The organism is Chitinophaga sp. SYP-B3965, assembly GCF_009647655.1.
GTDB lineage: Bacteria > Bacteroidota > Bacteroidia > Chitinophagales > Chitinophagaceae > Chitinophaga.
Genome location: NZ_WJFD01000003.1, coordinates 324,459 through 340,153, shown reverse-complemented (window position 1 = coordinate 340,153; position 15,695 = coordinate 324,459). Strand labels below are relative to the sequence as shown.

The window sequence follows — 15,695 nt, the reverse complement described above, 5'->3', positions numbered from 1 at the left end:
TGCGATCCTGCCGCACCAAATTTACTTCCAATCTTACCACTTATCGCCAATACAATACCGGATATTAAATGAAGGTTGCGGACTGCTGTATAGGAATGTACTTTTGTTCCACGTTCAAGGTCATCAATTGTTTGTTTCAAGATTTTTCTCTGCATTACTAGCGTTTGATTAGCCCCAAAGGAAAAAGACACCCTTCTGGTGTCTTTTTTGTTATCCGAAAGTTTCTATCGCTTCGTTTACTTTATGTTCCATCCCGTAAAAAGAAAGTAACTTCCTGATCACACCCTCCACAATGGCATCCGGACAAGATGCGCCACTGGTAAGGAGAATGGTGACCGGCGTTTCCTTTTTCGGAAGGAATTGGGTACTGTGCAGCTCCTCATGATGATGGAAATCCCAATGACTGATCTCATCGCGGGATAAGAGCTTTTCTTCAGATGATATGAAATAGGTAGGCAGTTTTTCCTCACAGAGTTCTACCAGGTGAGAAGTGTTGGAGCTGTTATAACCTCCTACCACAATGGCAAGATCAGCTTCCGTTTCCAGCATCCCCGTAACGGCAGTCTGGTTGTCGTTCGTGGCATAACACAAAGTATCCCTTGTGTCAGCAAACCGTTCACCCACCTGGTTTTCCGCCAACTGGTATTTCTCCTGGATGGTCTGTTTGATGTAATCTGCAATAGCCTGCGTTTCTGAGGCCAGCATCGTGGTTTGGTTCACGACACCAACACGTTGGAGGTGTTTGGTTACATCAAAACCATCAGAGTATTGTCCTTTAAACTCTTCGTAGAACTGCTCTGCTGGCCGTGTACCCAGAATGTAGGCTGCCAGCCGGTGTGTTTCTTCCATGTCCTTCACCACGATCGTGGGGGTATGGTGTCTGCTATGAGAAAAGGTAGCCCGGGTTTCTTCATGTTTGGGTTTGCCATGTACGATCACCGTATATTCCTTAGCCGCAATTTGTTCAGCTTTATTCCATACACGTTCAACAAAAGGGCAGGTTGTATTATATTGAAGCGGCGTAATTCCCATGTCCTGCAACCTTCCCTCAATTTCCAGCGTGGTGCCAAAAGCAGGAATGATCACAATGTCGTCCGCCGTCAGCTCATCCCAGGGGATCAGTTGCCTGCCCGAGGTATCCATCAGGAATTTTACCCCCCGGGAAAGCAGGTCGTTATTTACCTGTGGGTTATGGATCATCTCGCTCAGGAGAAAGATCCTTTTCCCCTCATTTTCATCCACCGTTCTAAAGGCGATCTCAATGGCATTTTCCACACCGTAACAAAACCCGAAATGCCGCGCCAGCTGTATCCGCACAGGGCCAAAATCCAGCAGGGTGGGGGTAAAGTCTTTCTTCATACGGTCCTGCTGTTTCCGCTGCTGTTTAATAGCAGAGATGAGCGGACTGCGATATATAATAGGTACGTTAAATGTCTTCATGTGGTCGTCTGTACATTGTCTTGTGCCGTACAAAGATAACAAGATTCTGATTGACCTTAATTTGTTAACTTCCGTATACCTAAAATCCCATCCAGTGAATATTGTAAGATCCATGCTGTGCGCATGCGCTTTTCTTATCCTCACGGTAACTTTTTCAAAAGCCCAAAGCCCTCAGCACAAAGATTCCCTCATCGCCAACACCATAAAAGCCCTGCTGGACAAGCACACATTCCGCTTTTTTGTACAGTCCGTGGTACCCCCCGGCGGTCAAACCACCAGCGTACCAGGAGAAAATTACACTTTCCGGGTTCAGGGGGATAGCCTCCATGTAAACCTCCCTTACTATGGCCGGTCCACCAACGCCTATGCAGATAATTCCCAGATAGGTTTCACCTTTAAATGGGGGCAGTTCGACTATAAACTGGAAGAAAAGAAGAAAGGCTGGAATATCACTTTCCGGCGGCGGAATTCTCCGGATATAAGTTATATGGTACTGAACGTATTAAGATCAGGCGTGGCCACCCTGTATGTGGAACCAAGGAATAAACAACCGATTTCTTATATGGGGAATATAATAGAGTGAATTATTAAAAACGTCTCTCCCTCAAAAGAATAAAACACCTCCCTAAAAAACTCCTCTTCCTTAAAAGAATAAAACGCCCCCAAAAAACTCCTCCCCTCAAAAGAAAAAAGAAAACCGCCCTTTCCTGCGCGGCAAACTCCCAGCCCCTTACCTCACTTCCTCACACACTCCACAAGAATAGAATGCAGCCTGTTAAAACTGATAGGTTTCTCCAAAAATGCATCCGCCCCCGCATCCATCAATATCTGTTTAGAGTTTTTATAAGCATCCGCCGTGGCCATGATCACAGGAATATGTTTAAAAGAGGAAGTATGTTTGAAAAGGATCAATGCTTCCTTACCATCCATCACCGGCATATGATAATCCAGGATGATCACATCCGGCGTTTCGATCTCAGCCTGTTGAATAGCTTCCAGCCCATTCACCGTCATCGTAACCCTGCAGCCCATCTGCTTCAGGTATTTGGCCAGCAGGATGTTGTTCATATCATTATCATCCGCAATCAGCACATGCATATCAAAAGGACTGTTATCTCCATCCGCCAGCGTTTCCTTTTTGATGTCTGAAAGTTTCCCTTCTCTCAGCGGCAGCGTAACCGTAAAAGTAGTGAATTCACCAGGGCGACTGGTTACACCAATATTTCCACCCATGGCCGTCACTTTGATCCTGGTGATGAACAACCCAAGTCCTGTACCATCTTCCTTTTTATTTTTATGCGTAACAAAAGGTTCAAAAATGATATCCTGATTTTCTGGCGGTATGCCCGGACCACGATTGATGATCTCAATTTGCCAGAGGTCAGCAGAACCGGAAAGGCGGATAAGGATCTCCGTTTTCTTATCCGCATACTTGATGGCATTGGACAACAGGTTGGTGGTAACAGTATGCAGTTTCAACGGATCGCCCAGGATCACTTCCGGCATCAGTTCCACTTCCATCTTCAGCCGGATATCCTTGTATTGCGCAATCACATGATGTACGCCGATGATCTGTTCAAAGAAAGGTTGTACGAGGAAAGCTGTTTCATCCTGTTTATCTATTTTACCGGATTCGATCTGTGCCATATCCAGCACATTGTTGATAATGTTGCGGGCATTATTACCTGCAGCCAGCAAGTGATCAGATAAAGCATCTATGTTCTGAATGTCCGGATTGAATTTTATTTCCCGCTTGATCAGTTGCGTAGCTACCAGGATAGCATTCAGCGGAGTTCTCAGTTCATGTGTGATCTGGTAAATGAAAACCCTTTTGAAATCACTGCTGCGCACATAATGCCTGCCCGTAAGGATGATCAGCAACAGGATGCCGCACATGGAACACCATTTGAAAATATATCCCGTGGCATAACTGAGATGCACATACGGCCCTACTTTATAATAATAACAAAATTCCAGCACCACCAATGTGCTAAGGGCCATGCAGAGGCAGGTCCTCCTGATAAGGGTTTTATTGAAAATGAGATACGTGACAGCGATGAGGAAAATAACCATCAGTTGCAGCACCAGGATCTCGCCCAGTACAATGCCGAAATAGATCACAGAAAAACATTGCAGGAAGAAGATGGTAAGTGCGGCAAGTGTATTCTTACGGAGATAGTTCAGGTAGATCGCAGAAAAGGCAATGAGGCATTCTGCTGCTGCGGGAATAAGGATCAGGCCATTTTCCGTGAGGTAGTAGAACAGGGAACCGATCACAAAGATCAGGGAACCCAGTGCAAGGGCCAGTGTATTAACGAGTACAATACTTTTAATGGCTGCTTCATCATGAATGCCTTTAGTGCCAGTTCTTAAGATAGAAGAAAGGGCAGTACCTGCTTCATTATTTGGCGAGATGAATGGCATGCGAATAAGGGATGTCGATTGTTATCCCAATCTATCATTTTCACCACGGTATTGCGTTAATCAATTGTTAATGGAGTTGTTAACGGACCCCCAGCCGGAGGCCCGCTAACAACTCCATGGCCTATAAAACATAGTAAACGGGCTGCTGCTGTTCCAGTTCTACCTCCGGCATTTGCGTTTCTTCCAGCATCTGCAACAGGTCCCGTTCCACTTTACGGGCAATGCTTGTCATAGGAGTATCTGTTGGTTTATTCTCAAACGGGTCCTGCAGGTTGATGGCCATTTTCTCGATCAGCAGGAAAGAAGCTGAAATAGCTGCCACCAGGGGGACTTCCACAATACCTAATGAATCGATCAGGGCAAATGGAAGTAAAAGGATGAAGAAGATCACGGCAAAATGCGTGTACAAACTATAAGTGGCCGGAAAGATCGTGTTCTTGATCCGCTCACATTTACCCATCGCATCGCAAAGCCGCGTAAGCGTTTTATCCATTTCCACCTGCTGATAAGTATTGATCCATTCATGCTGCAGCGCATACCGCAGATCGCGGCTATGCATTTGCAAAAGGCCGGCAGGAACATTGTCAAATTTCGAAACAAAATTCAGTTCCCGCCGGGAGAGCAGCCGGTCCAATCCTTTAAGTGGATCTTTCTTTCTGAGCGATTGCCCGAGGGCGTAATTCCATGCTATCTGCCTCCTTACGAATTGGTCCCGGAAATGCCTGATCTCCTCTGTTTCATTTGAATTATTGATCATGGACGTGAGCTGCCTTACCAGTGAACGGGAATCATTTACGATAGCTCCCCAGATCGTACGGGCTTCCCACCAACGATCATATGCCTGGTTTGACCTGAATGCCAGGAGTAGTGATAATACCGTACCCAATACCATGGGGATGGCCAGCGGAATAGCGATCTCACGTAATCCGTATTGATAATAAAGGACATTGATCAGCAGCGTGTAAACCGTTACTGCCAGTATCTCATACCGGATCGTACCAAAAATATATCTTAGCGGAATACCTTTCTTTAGCAGCATAATTCATCGTTTTAATGTTCACGGGTAAGGCATCATCTTAATTCTGCAACACCAGCAGCTCAGCAATAGAAGTGGCGGAAGGAACAGCTTGTTTTGGCGTATGCTGGATCAGTTGTTTGATGGGTAAGCGGCATTTCCTCAACAGCTTTTCAGGATTATAACTTTCATTTCCCGGGCACTGATAAACAAACGACTGCGGCATGGCCACTTCATGGATCTCATGTGCTTTCAGGAAATTCCGCAGCGCCGGAGTAGTACTGCCGTAAAAGAATTCTACTTTTATTTCGTGGATCGTTTTGGCGTATTTATTCTTCATCACTTCACAGGCTTCCCTGAAATCGCCCGTAACAAGCGTATGATGTCTTCCTGATTTTGTGAACATCCAGAGGTCCAGTATGGAATCCGGCATTCTTAATGCATGCATCAGTGTAATGCTTACCACGTCATCGTTCCGCTCTGCCAGGTTATGCAGATAGTTTAATGAACGAATGGACAGATCAGTGGGTACGAGTATGTTTTTCATCAGTATTTATTTTAAAACAAAACTAGAACGGGGATGTTAGAAGGAAGTAAATGCACGATTAGAAGTTAGTTGCGAAATGATAAAAATCTGTTCGCAAAGAAGTTAGAATCTGGTAAGAGAATGCGCAAACGCACTGTTTTCTGGGCTTCAGTGTTTAAATTTGGAAAGATGAGGATTTTATTAGTAGAAGATGAACCTGCTGTGGTATCTGTGATCTCCCGGGGATTAACAGAATCAGGATATGAGGTAAGTGTGGCACCGGATGGTTTGCTGGCACTGGATATGGCACGGAACAACGATTTCGGGCTGATCATCATGGATGTGATGCTACCCGGTAAGAATGGGATAGAAGTATGCAGGCAATTAAGAGCCGACCAAATACAGACGCCTATTCTGATGTTAACAGCATTAGGCACCACAGAAAATGTAGTGATCGGGCTGGATAGTGGAGCGGATGATTATCTGACCAAACCGTTCAAGTTCCAGGAACTGGAAGCACGTATCCGTTCTCTGCTCAGAAGAAGGATGTCTCCTGTAACTGTAAACAATACCAGCATATTGCGCATGTCCGATCTGGAACTGGATACCGATACCCGGCAAGCCTCCCGCAATGGACGCGTTATGACGTTAACCGCTACAGAATACCGCCTGCTGGAATACCTGCTGCGTAATCCAAGGAAAGTATTGTCAAGAGTAGAGATCCTGGAACATGTATGGGGAATAGATTTCAATATGAGCACCAAAGTAGTGGATGTATATGTGAACTACCTCCGCAAAAAGATAAACAAGGCCAGCGAGCCGGAGCTTATACAAACCGTTGTAGGCCATGGTTACATGTTAAAAGAAACCCGTACCGATGAAAATTCGTAACAAGATCATGCTGCTGTTTGCGATACTGACCGTATCCATCATTTCAGTGATGAGCTTTTTCGTGTATTACCTCGCCAGCCAGTATTCCTTTGAAGATTTTTACAAACGCCTGGAAATACGTGCATACCTCACGGCTACAGCTGCTTTTCCACCGGTTGGTACAGATACCCTGGCCTATAATTATATACGGGACAAACACCTGGAAAAACTGCCATCGGAAAATGAATACATCCTGCGCATCCTGCCGGGCAACAAAGTGGAACCACATCATAGCATTGGCCTGCAGCCGGAATTCTATCAGACCGTGATCAGGGAAGGCAGGGAAACATTCCGGAACAGGGACAGGTTCTATGAAGGCATCCTCTATACCAGTGGAGATAACAGTTACATCGTGATCGTATCTGCAGTGAACGAGTATATGTCCCAATACATGATTGACCTGCGGAGGATCCTGCTTACCTGTCTTACAGTAGCACTGGCACTGATCATTGGAACAGGGTTGTTCTTTTCGCGGTATATTTTAATGCCTGTGCATCGTATTATAGACCAGGTGAAGGATATCAGTTCCAGCAACCTGCATCTGCGTGTGGAAGCACATGGTGGCAATGATGAGATCAGCGAACTCGCAGATACTTTCAATAACATGCTGGACCGTTTGGAAATGGCATTTGAAACGCAGAATAATTTTGTGAGTAATGCTTCTCATGAACTGAGTACCCCGCTTACAGCTATTATAGGAGAAGCAGAACTGGCATTGAGCAAAGAGCGGGATGGCTTAAGTTACCGTACAGCCGTGAGCAATATGTTAAGAGAAGCAGAGCGCCTGGAACATATTACACGCAGTTTGTTACACCTAGCCCAGACAGGTTTTGATGGTAAAAAAGAAAGCTGGGACGTTGTGCGGACAGATGAACTGCTCTTTGCTGTAAAACATGTGATAGATCGTATCACACCGGATAATAAAGTGGAGATCGATTACAGCCTTTTCCCGGAGGAAGAAGAGAAAATGAATGTGTTGGGAAGTTTTCAGTTACTGGAACTGGCGCTGAGCAATATTGTGAGCAATGCCGTGAAGTATTCCAGTAATCGCCCGGTATCACTGGCATTGGCGGCAACCAATTCCAAGAACATTATTATTGTAAGGGATCTGGGGATCGGGATCCCTGTGCCAGACCTGCCTTATATCTTTTCCCCTTTTTTCCGTGCATCCAATACACAGCCGTTTAAAGGTTACGGGATAGGGCTGCCGCTCACAAAGAACATTATCCGCATGCATAAAGGAGAGATCATTGTAAACAGCCGTATGGGGGAGGGCACAGAGATCAGGGTGGAATTGCCTTCGGCTTAAAGATTTGCGGCTAAAGTACTTTCGTTAAAGCCCCCTACTTCTCTTCGCTGTGTTTTTTAAGCCAGAGTTTTTCTTCTGAAGTGAGGCTCTCAAGGCCCTTTTCATTGATCTTATCCAGCAATTCATCCAGCCGGGTACTGATGGCTACTTCGTTATTGCGAACCACCCGGAGGGGAGATTTTTTAGGTTTGAACTTTTTAGGCTTCGCTTCCCTGCGGGAGCGGGAAAAGATATCCCCTATTTTATCGAAAAGGATCATCAGAGGAGAACAGAGGTCTGTGCCGCTCTTAAGGATACGGATATAAGCAAAACCAAAAGCGGCACCACCAAGATGAGAAACCAATCCGCCAAGATTTCCATCTGGCATAGAAAACAGGTCTATCACCACCAAACCAAGGGCCAGCCATTTAAGCCGGATGTTGAAAACACCGAACAGCGCAATTTCCAGGTTAGGCATTAATGTACTGCTGGCTACAATAAAGGTCATAATGGCTGCAGAAGCCCCTACCATGGTGCCATCTATGCCACTATAACTGGGTAGGATATTGTAAACAGCCACATAAAGGATTCCGCCAATGAGCCCGCCCAGCAAATAAAGTGGCAATACACGCCGGTTGCTCAGATCTGAACGGAAAAGGTTCCCGAAAAAGAAGAACATGAGCAGGTTAAATAATATATGCAGTACCTGGTAATGCGTAAACATATAAGTGATAAAGCCCCAGGGCTTTACCAGCAATTGGTCCGGACGGGTATGCAGGGATAGGTTATCATATAAGAAAGCAAATATCGGGTTAGCGCTGTCGGAAGCCAGGGATACCAGCCTGAGAATGCCCATGATAAGGAAAACAGCAATATTCGTTATGATCAGGTAGGTGACCATATTCTCCTGCCTGATCCACATCCGCAATTCCGATTTAATAGAAGATCCGTTCATAATGGAAAATTAAAGAAAATTGTTGATCCGGGCGGAAAGAGCTCTCTTGGATAATGTTAAATTTAATATATAACCCCCTAGCACACATAGGGCATTCCGGCTAAAAAAAATTGCCCGAAAGTGATTATCTGCGTATCTTTGCCGTCCTTAAAATTCTTTACTTAAAAGGAGGAAACAAAAATTGACAGAAAACAACATTACTAACGAACAAAACGCTGAACAACAGGCCCCGGTAGCAGAAGCTGCTACGGTAGAAACAGCGACACAAAATGCACCTGTTGAGACCGCTCACGATGATTTCGATTGGAGCGTGGACAAACGTAACGTATCTTCTTACAGCAAAGAAGAAAAGGCTAAGTACGATGTAACCTACGACAGCACTTTCAAAGTGATTGAAGAAAATGGTTTGCTTACTGGTCTTGTGGTTGGTTTAACTAAAACCGACGTTGTGCTGAACATCGGCTTCAAATCCGATGGTTTGATCTCCCTGAACGAGTTCCGCGACATGCCGAACCTGAAGATCGGAGATGACGTAGAAGTATTGGTAGTAGAAAAAGAAGACAGGGACGGTAACCTTCATTTGAGCCGCAAACAAGCGCGTGCACAACGTGCCTGGGAACGTATCGTTGAGGTTTACAAAACAGGCGAAGTGGTTACTGGTACCGTTACCAGCAAAACCAAAGGCGGCTTGATCGTAGACGTTCACGGTATGGAAACATTCCTGCCAGGTTCTCAGATCGACGTTAAACCGGTTACCGACTACGATCAGTTTGTAGGTAAAACCATGGAATTCAAGGTAGTGAAGGTTAACGAAGCTATCCGTAACGCCGTGGTATCTCACAAAGCCCTGATCGAAAGCGATATCGAGCAACAACGCGTGGATATCATTTCCAAACTGGAAAAAGGCCAGGTGCTGGAAGGTACTATCAAGAACATCACAGACTTCGGTGCTTTCATCGATCTGGGTGGCCTCGATGGTTTACTGTACATCACAGACATCAGCTGGGGACGTATCTCTCACCCAAGCGAAGTACTCCAAATGGATCAAAAGATCAATGTGGTGGTACTGGACTTCGACGACGAGAAGAAACGTATCAGCTTAGGCTACAAACAACTGACCCCGCATCCTTGGGATACATTGCCAGCTACTATCACCGAAGGTGCAAAAGTGAAAGGCAAAGTAGTAAATATCGAAGATTACGGTGCATTCCTGGAAATCCTCCCTGGTGTGGAAGGCCTGGTACACGTATCAGAGATCTCATGGGCTTCTACCCCAATCAACGCCAAAGAGTTCTTCAAACTGGGCGAAGAGTACGAAGCAGTGGTAGTTACACTGAGCAAAGACGAGCGTAAAATGTCTCTGTCTATCAAACAACTCACCGAAGATCCATGGTCTACGATCGAAACTAAATTCCCGCTCGAAAGCCGTCACAAAGGTATCGTGAAGAACATCACTCCTTATGGCGTATTCGTAGAACTGGAAACCGGTATCGGTGGTATGATCCACATCTCCGACCTGAGCTGGATCAAACGCTTCAATCACCCAAGCGAGTACACGAAAGTGGGTAGCGAGATCGAAGTTGTTATCCTGGGTATAGATAAGGACAACCGCAAACTGAGCCTCGGTCACAAACAGATCGAAGAAGATCCATGGAACACTTTCGAAACTATCTTCCCAATTGGTTCAATCCATGAAGGTACTGTAGTGAAGAAAGATGATAAAGGCGCTACCGTACAACTGCAATACGGCCTGGAAGCTTACGCTCCTGCCCGTCACCTGCGTACGGAAGATGACAAACCAATTGCTGTTGAAGATGTGAAAGAATTCATGATCATTGAATTCGACCGCAACGAAAAACGCATCCTGGTTTCTCACACTAAAGTTTGGGAACAAGTGAAATCAGACGAGAAAGAAGCTGTCAACAAAGAAAAACGTGCTGACGCTGAAAAAACTCGCAAGTCTGTAAAGAACCTGCAAGCTAAAGTGGAAAAAGCTACCCTGGGTGACCTCGGCGCGCTCGCTGAACTGAGAGAAAAATTGAAACAATCAGAAGGTGGTGAAGAAAAGAAAGGTGAATAATTGATTGTTTTAGAAAAATAAAGGATCCTCCCGATGTATGTCGGGAGGATTTTTTTTTAGTATATTGGATACATGAGAACCCTCACCCTATTACTGCTGCTGATCGCGCAATCCCTATTCGCACAACAGGATTCTGTGGTCATCCATGTAAATACAAATACCTCCAAAGGACCCATGAAACCCATCTGGGCATGGTTTGGTTACGATGAACCTAACTATACCTACATGAAAGATGGTAAGAAACTCCTCACCGAAATAGCAAAACTCAGTAAAGTACCCGTGTACGTAAGAGTACATAGCCTGCTCGTAACAGGAGACGGAACCGCCGCACTAAAATGGGGTTCCACAAATGCCTACACAGAAGATGCTAACGGAAACCCCGTTTACAACTGGACCATCATAGACAAGATCTTCGACACCTATATAGAAAGAGGCATGAAACCCATTGCCCAGATTGGTTTTATGCCCCAAGCCCTTTCCTCAAAACCAGAACCATACCGGCATTACTGGAAACCTGGTGATAACTATAATGATATCTACACCGGCTGGGCCTATCCACCCACCGATTATAAAAAGTTTGCCACTCTTGTATATGAATGGGTGAAACATTCCATAGCACGTTATGGCAAAACAGAAGTGGAAAGCTGGTATTGGGAATTATGGAACGAACCGGATATCAGTTACTGGAAAGGCACACCGGAAGAATACATCAAACTGTATGATTACGTAGCTGATGCTGTAAAACGTGCGCTGCCAACAGCAAAGATCGGCGGGCCGGAAGTAACAGGACCACAGGGCCGCAACTCCACAAAATTCTTTAAAACATTCCTGGACCACATCGTGAACGGTAAAAATCACGTGACCGGTAAAAAAGGAGCACCGCTGGATGTGATCACCTTTCATGCAAAAGGATCACCGAAATTAGTGAACGGCATTGTGCAAATGAATATGGGCACACAGCTAAGAGATATAGATAAAGGGTTTGAGATCGTTGCTTCTTATCCTTCCCTCAAACACCTGCCCATTATCATTGGAGAATCAGATCCCGAAGGCTGTGCCGCCTGCTCCGAAGAATTCAGCCCGCAGAATGCATACCGGAATGGAACTATGTATTCCAGTTATACCGCCGCCGCTTTTGCACGGAAATATGATCTTGCTGATGAACGAAAAGTAAACTTAGCCGGCGCCGTAACATGGGCCTTTGAATTTGAGGACCAGCCATGGTTTGCCGGTTTCAGAGACCTGGCCACCAATGGTGTGGACAAACCGGTATTGAACATCTTCAGGATGTTTGGTATGATGCAGGGGAACAGGGTAGCCGTAAGCGGAAAACTCAGTTATGATCATAAGCGGATAAAAGAGTCAAGCGTACGTGGAGATTCTGCAGATATTAATGCACTCGCCGCTAAAGATAAAAACAGCGCAACCGTGATGGTCTGGAATTATCACGATAATAATAGTCCGGCGCCAGCCACACTGGTACTTGTAAAGATCAGCGGATTACCCGCTGCTGCATTATTGCAGCACTATCGCGTAGATCAGGAATACAGCAATTCCTATGAAGCCTGGAAGAAAATGGGTTCCCCAAAACAACCGGATGCCGCACAAATAACAGCTTTAGAAAAAGCAGGGCAGCTGCAATTACTGCAGGCACCGGAATGGATAAAAACGAAGAATGGAGAAACTGTGGTAAGGATCTTATTACCCCGGCAAGGTGTTTCGTTCTTAAAATTTACCTGGTAAATATTATAACAGCTGCAATTTCCCTTCATCAAATTCCAGCAACGAATCCAGTTTTATATCTGCGAGTACAAATTTCTTTTCATTCCGGCGATGCACTTCCGGCACCACCACCACTTTCATCCTGGCAGCCTTGGCGGCTATCATACCGGTAACAGAATCCTCAAAAGCCACACATTCCAGTGGAGAGCTGTTTAATTTCTCTGCACAGGAGAGGTAAACCGCCGGGTGAGGTTTCCCATAAGGCTCAAATTCAGCAGAAACCACCGCCTGAAGAGAAGACCCGATCTGCAAATGGTCCAGCACAGACTGGATCAGCCGCATAGGAGAGGAGGAGGCCAGTCCCATTTTGAAATCCCGCTGCCCAAAGAAGTCCAGTATATAATGGAGTCCTTCCATGGCCTGACCCTCCCGGAGGATCTTGCCCGTAACACTTTCAATGATCTCGTCCGTCACCTGTTCCGCGCTTTTGGCATCCCATTTAAAGTAATTGTGCCAGTAGCTCACTACTTCCTTGGTTCTCAACCCCGTAGTATGACTGGCCAGCTCAGTGGACAATTCTACACCTACCGTTGAAAATACCTCCCGCATGGCCAGTCCCCAAAGGGGTTCTGAGTCAATGAGCAGGCCATCCATGTCAAAAATCACCGTGTTGATCATATATTGGTTTTACGCCGCCGCAAAGGTAATAAGATATTTTATGTAAGACGCTGGCTATCATACAATCCCCAAACCCACTGCCATTCCCCCGCAGCCACAATTCCCTCGATAAAAACACCCCTCCCAAAAAGCACCCCCTCCCCAAAAGAGAAAAAACTCCGCCCTCTGCTGCGCGGCAAGCTCCTAGCCCCCCACTTTTGGAAAATTTCTAATTTATACCCCCCTTTTTTATTAAAAAAAGTTTTGTGGTTCCCCCTCAGGTCTATATCTTTGTATTACTCTACAAAATCTATAGGAATATGGGTAATAAAGTATCGCTGGGAATGAACATGTGCATGTACTGTTGGGATCACTCAACAGACTAGGAGGTTTCTACATATGAAATATCTGTTTTCAGAATCATACAAGATAGGCCTCCGATATGCAACGGGGGTTTTGTTTTTTTAGGCCTTTGCCACACGCGTTGTTATGAATACGATTAATTAATCACGAGCAATTCAATTATCATGCAAAGTTTCAGAACCGAACTGGAAAATCCGATTGTAGAAAAGGACATCATTGAACTGGAGCAAAAGATCAGGCAGTTTCGCGAAGGAAAGATCTCTGATGAGAAATTTCGCAGCTTACGTTTAGCCCGCGGCGTTTACGGACAACGTCAGCAAGGTGTGCAAATGGTGCGCATCAAACTCCCTTATGGTAAAATGACCCTCCAGCAATGGAAACGCATCGCTGATATCTCGGATGAATATTCCACCGGGAACCTCCACCTGACCACCCGTCAGGATATACAAATTCACTTCGTTTCCCTGGACAGGACTCCTGAACTCTGGGCGAAACTCGAAATAGATGATATCACTTTACGTGAAGCTTGCGGTAACACCGTGAGGAATATTACCGGCTCTGATAAAGCAGGTGTAGATCCGGAAGAACCATTTGACATCACACCATACGCTGATGCAGCTTTCAAATATTTCCTCCGCAACCCTGTTTGCCAGGACATGGGCCGTAAATTCAAGATCTCTTTCTCCTCCAGCGACAGAGACACTGCCTTCGCTTTCATGCACGACCTCGGTGTGATCCCCAAGATCCGCATCGTAGATGGTAAAGAAGTAAGAGGATTCAAAGTATTAGTAGGAGGTGGATTAGGCGCACAACCTTATCTCGCTAAAACAGCTTTTGAATTCCTCGAAGCAGATCAACTGATCCCTTACACAGAAAGTATCTTACGCGTATTCGACCGTCACGGTGAAAGAAGCAGCAGGCATAAAGCCCGGATGAAATTCCTCATCGCCAAGATCGGCATGGAAGAATTCGAGCGCCTCGTGAAAGAAGAATATAAAGCCATCAAACAAAAATCAGTACCTGTAGATTACGCTGCATGGCAGGAACCTGCTTTACCTGCAGCCAATCCTGTATTGCCCGCTTATACCATTAAAGATCCTAAACAATACGAAGCCTGGAAGAAAACAAACACCTTCGAGCAAAAGCAAAAAGGTTTCTATGGCGCTTATGTAAGAGTACCATTAGGTAATATCAGTTCCGTGAATTCCCGCATCCTGCTGGAAAAACTGGCACTTGTGGTGGGGGATGATGTACGTGTAACCGTTAACCAGGGCTTATTACTGAAATACATCCTCCCGGAACACCTGCCTTACATTTTCAGCGCACTGGAAGAAGTAGGTTTTCAGGCCGCCGGTTTCGATAGCATTGCAGACATCACGGCATGCCCTGGTACAGACACCTGCAACCTTGGTATTTCCAGCAGCACCGGTATCGCCGCTGCCCTGGAACAAGTGATCCACGATGAGTTCCCGGACCTTATCTATAATAACGATATCAAAATAAAGATCAGCGGTTGCATGAACTCCTGCGGTCAGCATGGTATGGCGCACATCGGTTTCCATGGTTCTTCCATGAAAGCTGCCGGTAAAGTATTACCCGCACTGCAGGTATTACTGGGTGGCGGTGTACTCTCTGATGGCGCCGGCAGGATTTCAGATAAAGTACTGAAAGTGCCTAGCCGCCGGGGTCCTGATGTGTTACGTACTTTACTGCATGATTACGAATCAAACAGTGAGAAGAAAGAACTGTTCAATGATTACTACGACAGGAAAGGAGAGAAGTACTTCTACGAATTGCTGAAACCACTTGCAGACCTGGGTATTGTAACAGATGGTGATTTCATCGACTGGGGCCAGGCTGAATCATTCAGCACAGCAATCGGTGTGGGAGAATGTGCCGGTGTAATGATCGATCTCATCGCCACTTTATTATTTGAAGCGGAAGAGAAACTGGAATGGGCTGCACAATCTTTTGCAAACAATGCATGGGCAGACGGTATCTATCACGCTTACGCCTGTATGATCCAAACCGCCAAAACCATGTTGCTGGATGAAAACGTGAACTGTAACACACAACACGGTATCATCAATGATTTCGACAAACATTTTGTAGAAACCGGCCGCTTTAAAATAGATAGTTTCAAAACAATGGTGCTGCAGATCAATCAGCACGAACCAACAGAAAGCTTTGCCAAACAATACTATCAACAGGCAAAAGCATTTTATGACAGGGCACAGGAATACCGTCTGGAAAAACAGGCGGCCAGTGCAAATGCTTAAATATAAAACCAACCGA

The 15,695-nt window shown here is 45.6% G+C and carries 12 protein-coding genes; 6 read left to right on the top strand and 6 right to left on the bottom strand.

Annotated features, from left to right (window positions below; translation table 11 throughout):
* Positions 1 to 210 precede the first annotated feature (210 nt).
* Positions 211 to 1,554: a 4-hydroxy-3-methylbut-2-enyl diphosphate reductase gene (locus tag GFS24_RS19180; protein WP_153662188.1), complete on the bottom strand. Its 1,344-nt coding sequence runs from the start codon at positions 1,552 to 1,554 to the stop codon at positions 211 to 213.
* Here GFS24_RS19180 and GFS24_RS19175 point away from each other — a divergent pair.
* Complete coding sequence (locus GFS24_RS19175) at positions 1,535 to 2,023, top strand: DUF4251 domain-containing protein (RefSeq protein ID WP_173003123.1); 489 nt, start codon at positions 1,535 to 1,537, stop codon at positions 2,021 to 2,023. The genes GFS24_RS19180 and GFS24_RS19175 overlap by 20 nt on opposite strands.
* Positions 2,024 to 2,175: 152 nt before the next feature.
* On the opposite strand, the gene GFS24_RS19170 is transcribed toward GFS24_RS19175, so the two are convergent.
* From GFS24_RS19170 to GFS24_RS19160, 3 genes are all read right to left on the bottom strand, one after another.
* Complete coding sequence (locus tag GFS24_RS19170) at positions 2,176 to 3,864, bottom strand: hybrid sensor histidine kinase/response regulator (protein ID WP_153662184.1); 1,689 nt, start codon at positions 3,862 to 3,864, stop codon at positions 2,176 to 2,178.
* 121 nt (positions 3,865 to 3,985) lie between these two features.
* Entirely contained in the window at positions 3,986 to 4,903 is a 918-nt protein-coding gene (locus tag GFS24_RS19165) for a bestrophin family protein (RefSeq protein ID WP_153662182.1), read from the bottom strand.
* A gap of 37 nt (positions 4,904 to 4,940) precedes the next feature.
* On the bottom strand, positions 4,941 to 5,426 hold the full coding sequence (locus tag GFS24_RS19160; RefSeq protein ID WP_153662180.1) for a hypothetical protein: 486 nt from the start codon (positions 5,424 to 5,426) through the stop codon (positions 4,941 to 4,943).
* Positions 5,427 to 5,594: 168 nt separating this feature from the next.
* On the opposite strand from GFS24_RS19160, the gene GFS24_RS19155 reads away from it, so the two are divergent.
* Together GFS24_RS19155 and GFS24_RS19150 are read left to right on the top strand one after the other, a co-directional pair.
* On the top strand, positions 5,595 to 6,296 hold the full coding sequence (locus tag GFS24_RS19155) for a response regulator transcription factor (RefSeq protein ID WP_153662178.1): 702 nt from the start codon (positions 5,595 to 5,597) through the stop codon (positions 6,294 to 6,296).
* Positions 6,283 to 7,644 (top strand): HAMP domain-containing sensor histidine kinase, encoded by a 1,362-nt coding sequence (locus GFS24_RS19150; RefSeq protein ID WP_153662176.1) that lies wholly within the window; start codon positions 6,283 to 6,285, stop codon positions 7,642 to 7,644. Before GFS24_RS19155 ends, GFS24_RS19150 begins: the two co-directional genes overlap by 14 nt.
* A gap of 34 nt (positions 7,645 to 7,678) precedes the next feature.
* Here the strand turns inward: GFS24_RS19150 and GFS24_RS19145 are convergent, their stop codons facing one another.
* Entirely contained in the window at positions 7,679 to 8,578 is a 900-nt protein-coding gene (locus GFS24_RS19145; RefSeq protein WP_153662174.1) for a rhomboid family intramembrane serine protease, read from the bottom strand.
* 181 nt (positions 8,579 to 8,759) lie between these two features.
* On the opposite strand from GFS24_RS19145, the gene rpsA reads away from it, so the two are divergent.
* Positions 8,760 to 10,658, top strand: coding sequence for a 30S ribosomal protein S1 (gene rpsA, locus GFS24_RS19140; protein ID WP_153662172.1), 1,899 nt, complete (start codon positions 8,760 to 8,762; stop codon positions 10,656 to 10,658).
* Between the two features lie 72 nt (positions 10,659 to 10,730).
* A complete protein-coding gene (locus tag GFS24_RS19135) occupies positions 10,731 to 12,401 on the top strand; it encodes a beta-xylosidase (RefSeq protein WP_153662170.1) in 1,671 nt (556 codons plus the stop codon).
* 3 nt (positions 12,402 to 12,404) lie between these two features.
* Here GFS24_RS19135 and hxpB read toward each other — a convergent pair whose 3' ends face one another.
* Positions 12,405 to 13,058 carry a hexitol phosphatase HxpB gene (gene hxpB / locus GFS24_RS19130; RefSeq protein WP_153662168.1) on the bottom strand — a complete coding sequence of 218 codons (654 nt, stop codon included), beginning with the start codon at positions 13,056 to 13,058 and terminating at the stop codon, positions 12,405 to 12,407.
* Between the two features lie 506 nt (positions 13,059 to 13,564).
* Between hxpB and GFS24_RS19125 the strand changes: the two genes are divergently transcribed.
* Positions 13,565 to 15,679 carry a HEPN domain-containing protein gene (locus GFS24_RS19125; protein WP_153662166.1) on the top strand — a complete coding sequence of 705 codons (2,115 nt, stop codon included), beginning with the start codon at positions 13,565 to 13,567 and terminating at the stop codon, positions 15,677 to 15,679.
* The last annotated feature ends 16 nt before the right edge of the window (positions 15,680 to 15,695 follow it).

What these genes read in the sequence shown, in the direction of transcription:
- GFS24_RS19145 (WP_153662174.1), bottom strand. Translation starts at nt 8,578, where the DNA reads ATGAACGGATCTTCTATTAAATCGGAATTGCGGATGTGGATCAGGCAG.
- GFS24_RS19150 (WP_153662176.1), top strand. Translation starts at nt 6,283, where the DNA reads ATGAAAATTCGTAACAAGATCATGCTGCTGTTTGCGATACTGACCGTA.
- GFS24_RS19170 (WP_153662184.1), bottom strand. Translation starts at nt 3,864, where the DNA reads ATGCCATTCATCTCGCCAAATAATGAAGCAGGTACTGCCCTTTCTTCT.
- GFS24_RS19125 (WP_153662166.1), top strand. Translation starts at nt 13,565, where the DNA reads ATGCAAAGTTTCAGAACCGAACTGGAAAATCCGATTGTAGAAAAGGAC.
- GFS24_RS19180 (WP_153662188.1), bottom strand. Translation starts at nt 1,554, where the DNA reads ATGGATCTTACAATATTCACTGGATGGGATTTTAGGTATACGGAAGTT.
- GFS24_RS19155 (WP_153662178.1), top strand. Translation starts at nt 5,595, where the DNA reads ATGAGGATTTTATTAGTAGAAGATGAACCTGCTGTGGTATCTGTGATC.
- hxpB (WP_153662168.1), bottom strand. Translation starts at nt 13,058, where the DNA reads ATGATCAACACGGTGATTTTTGACATGGATGGCCTGCTCATTGACTCA.
- GFS24_RS19165 (WP_153662182.1), bottom strand. Translation starts at nt 4,903, where the DNA reads ATGCTGCTAAAGAAAGGTATTCCGCTAAGATATATTTTTGGTACGATC.
- GFS24_RS19160 (WP_153662180.1), bottom strand. Translation starts at nt 5,426, where the DNA reads ATGAAAAACATACTCGTACCCACTGATCTGTCCATTCGTTCATTAAAC.
- GFS24_RS19135 (WP_153662170.1), top strand. Translation starts at nt 10,731, where the DNA reads ATGAGAACCCTCACCCTATTACTGCTGCTGATCGCGCAATCCCTATTC.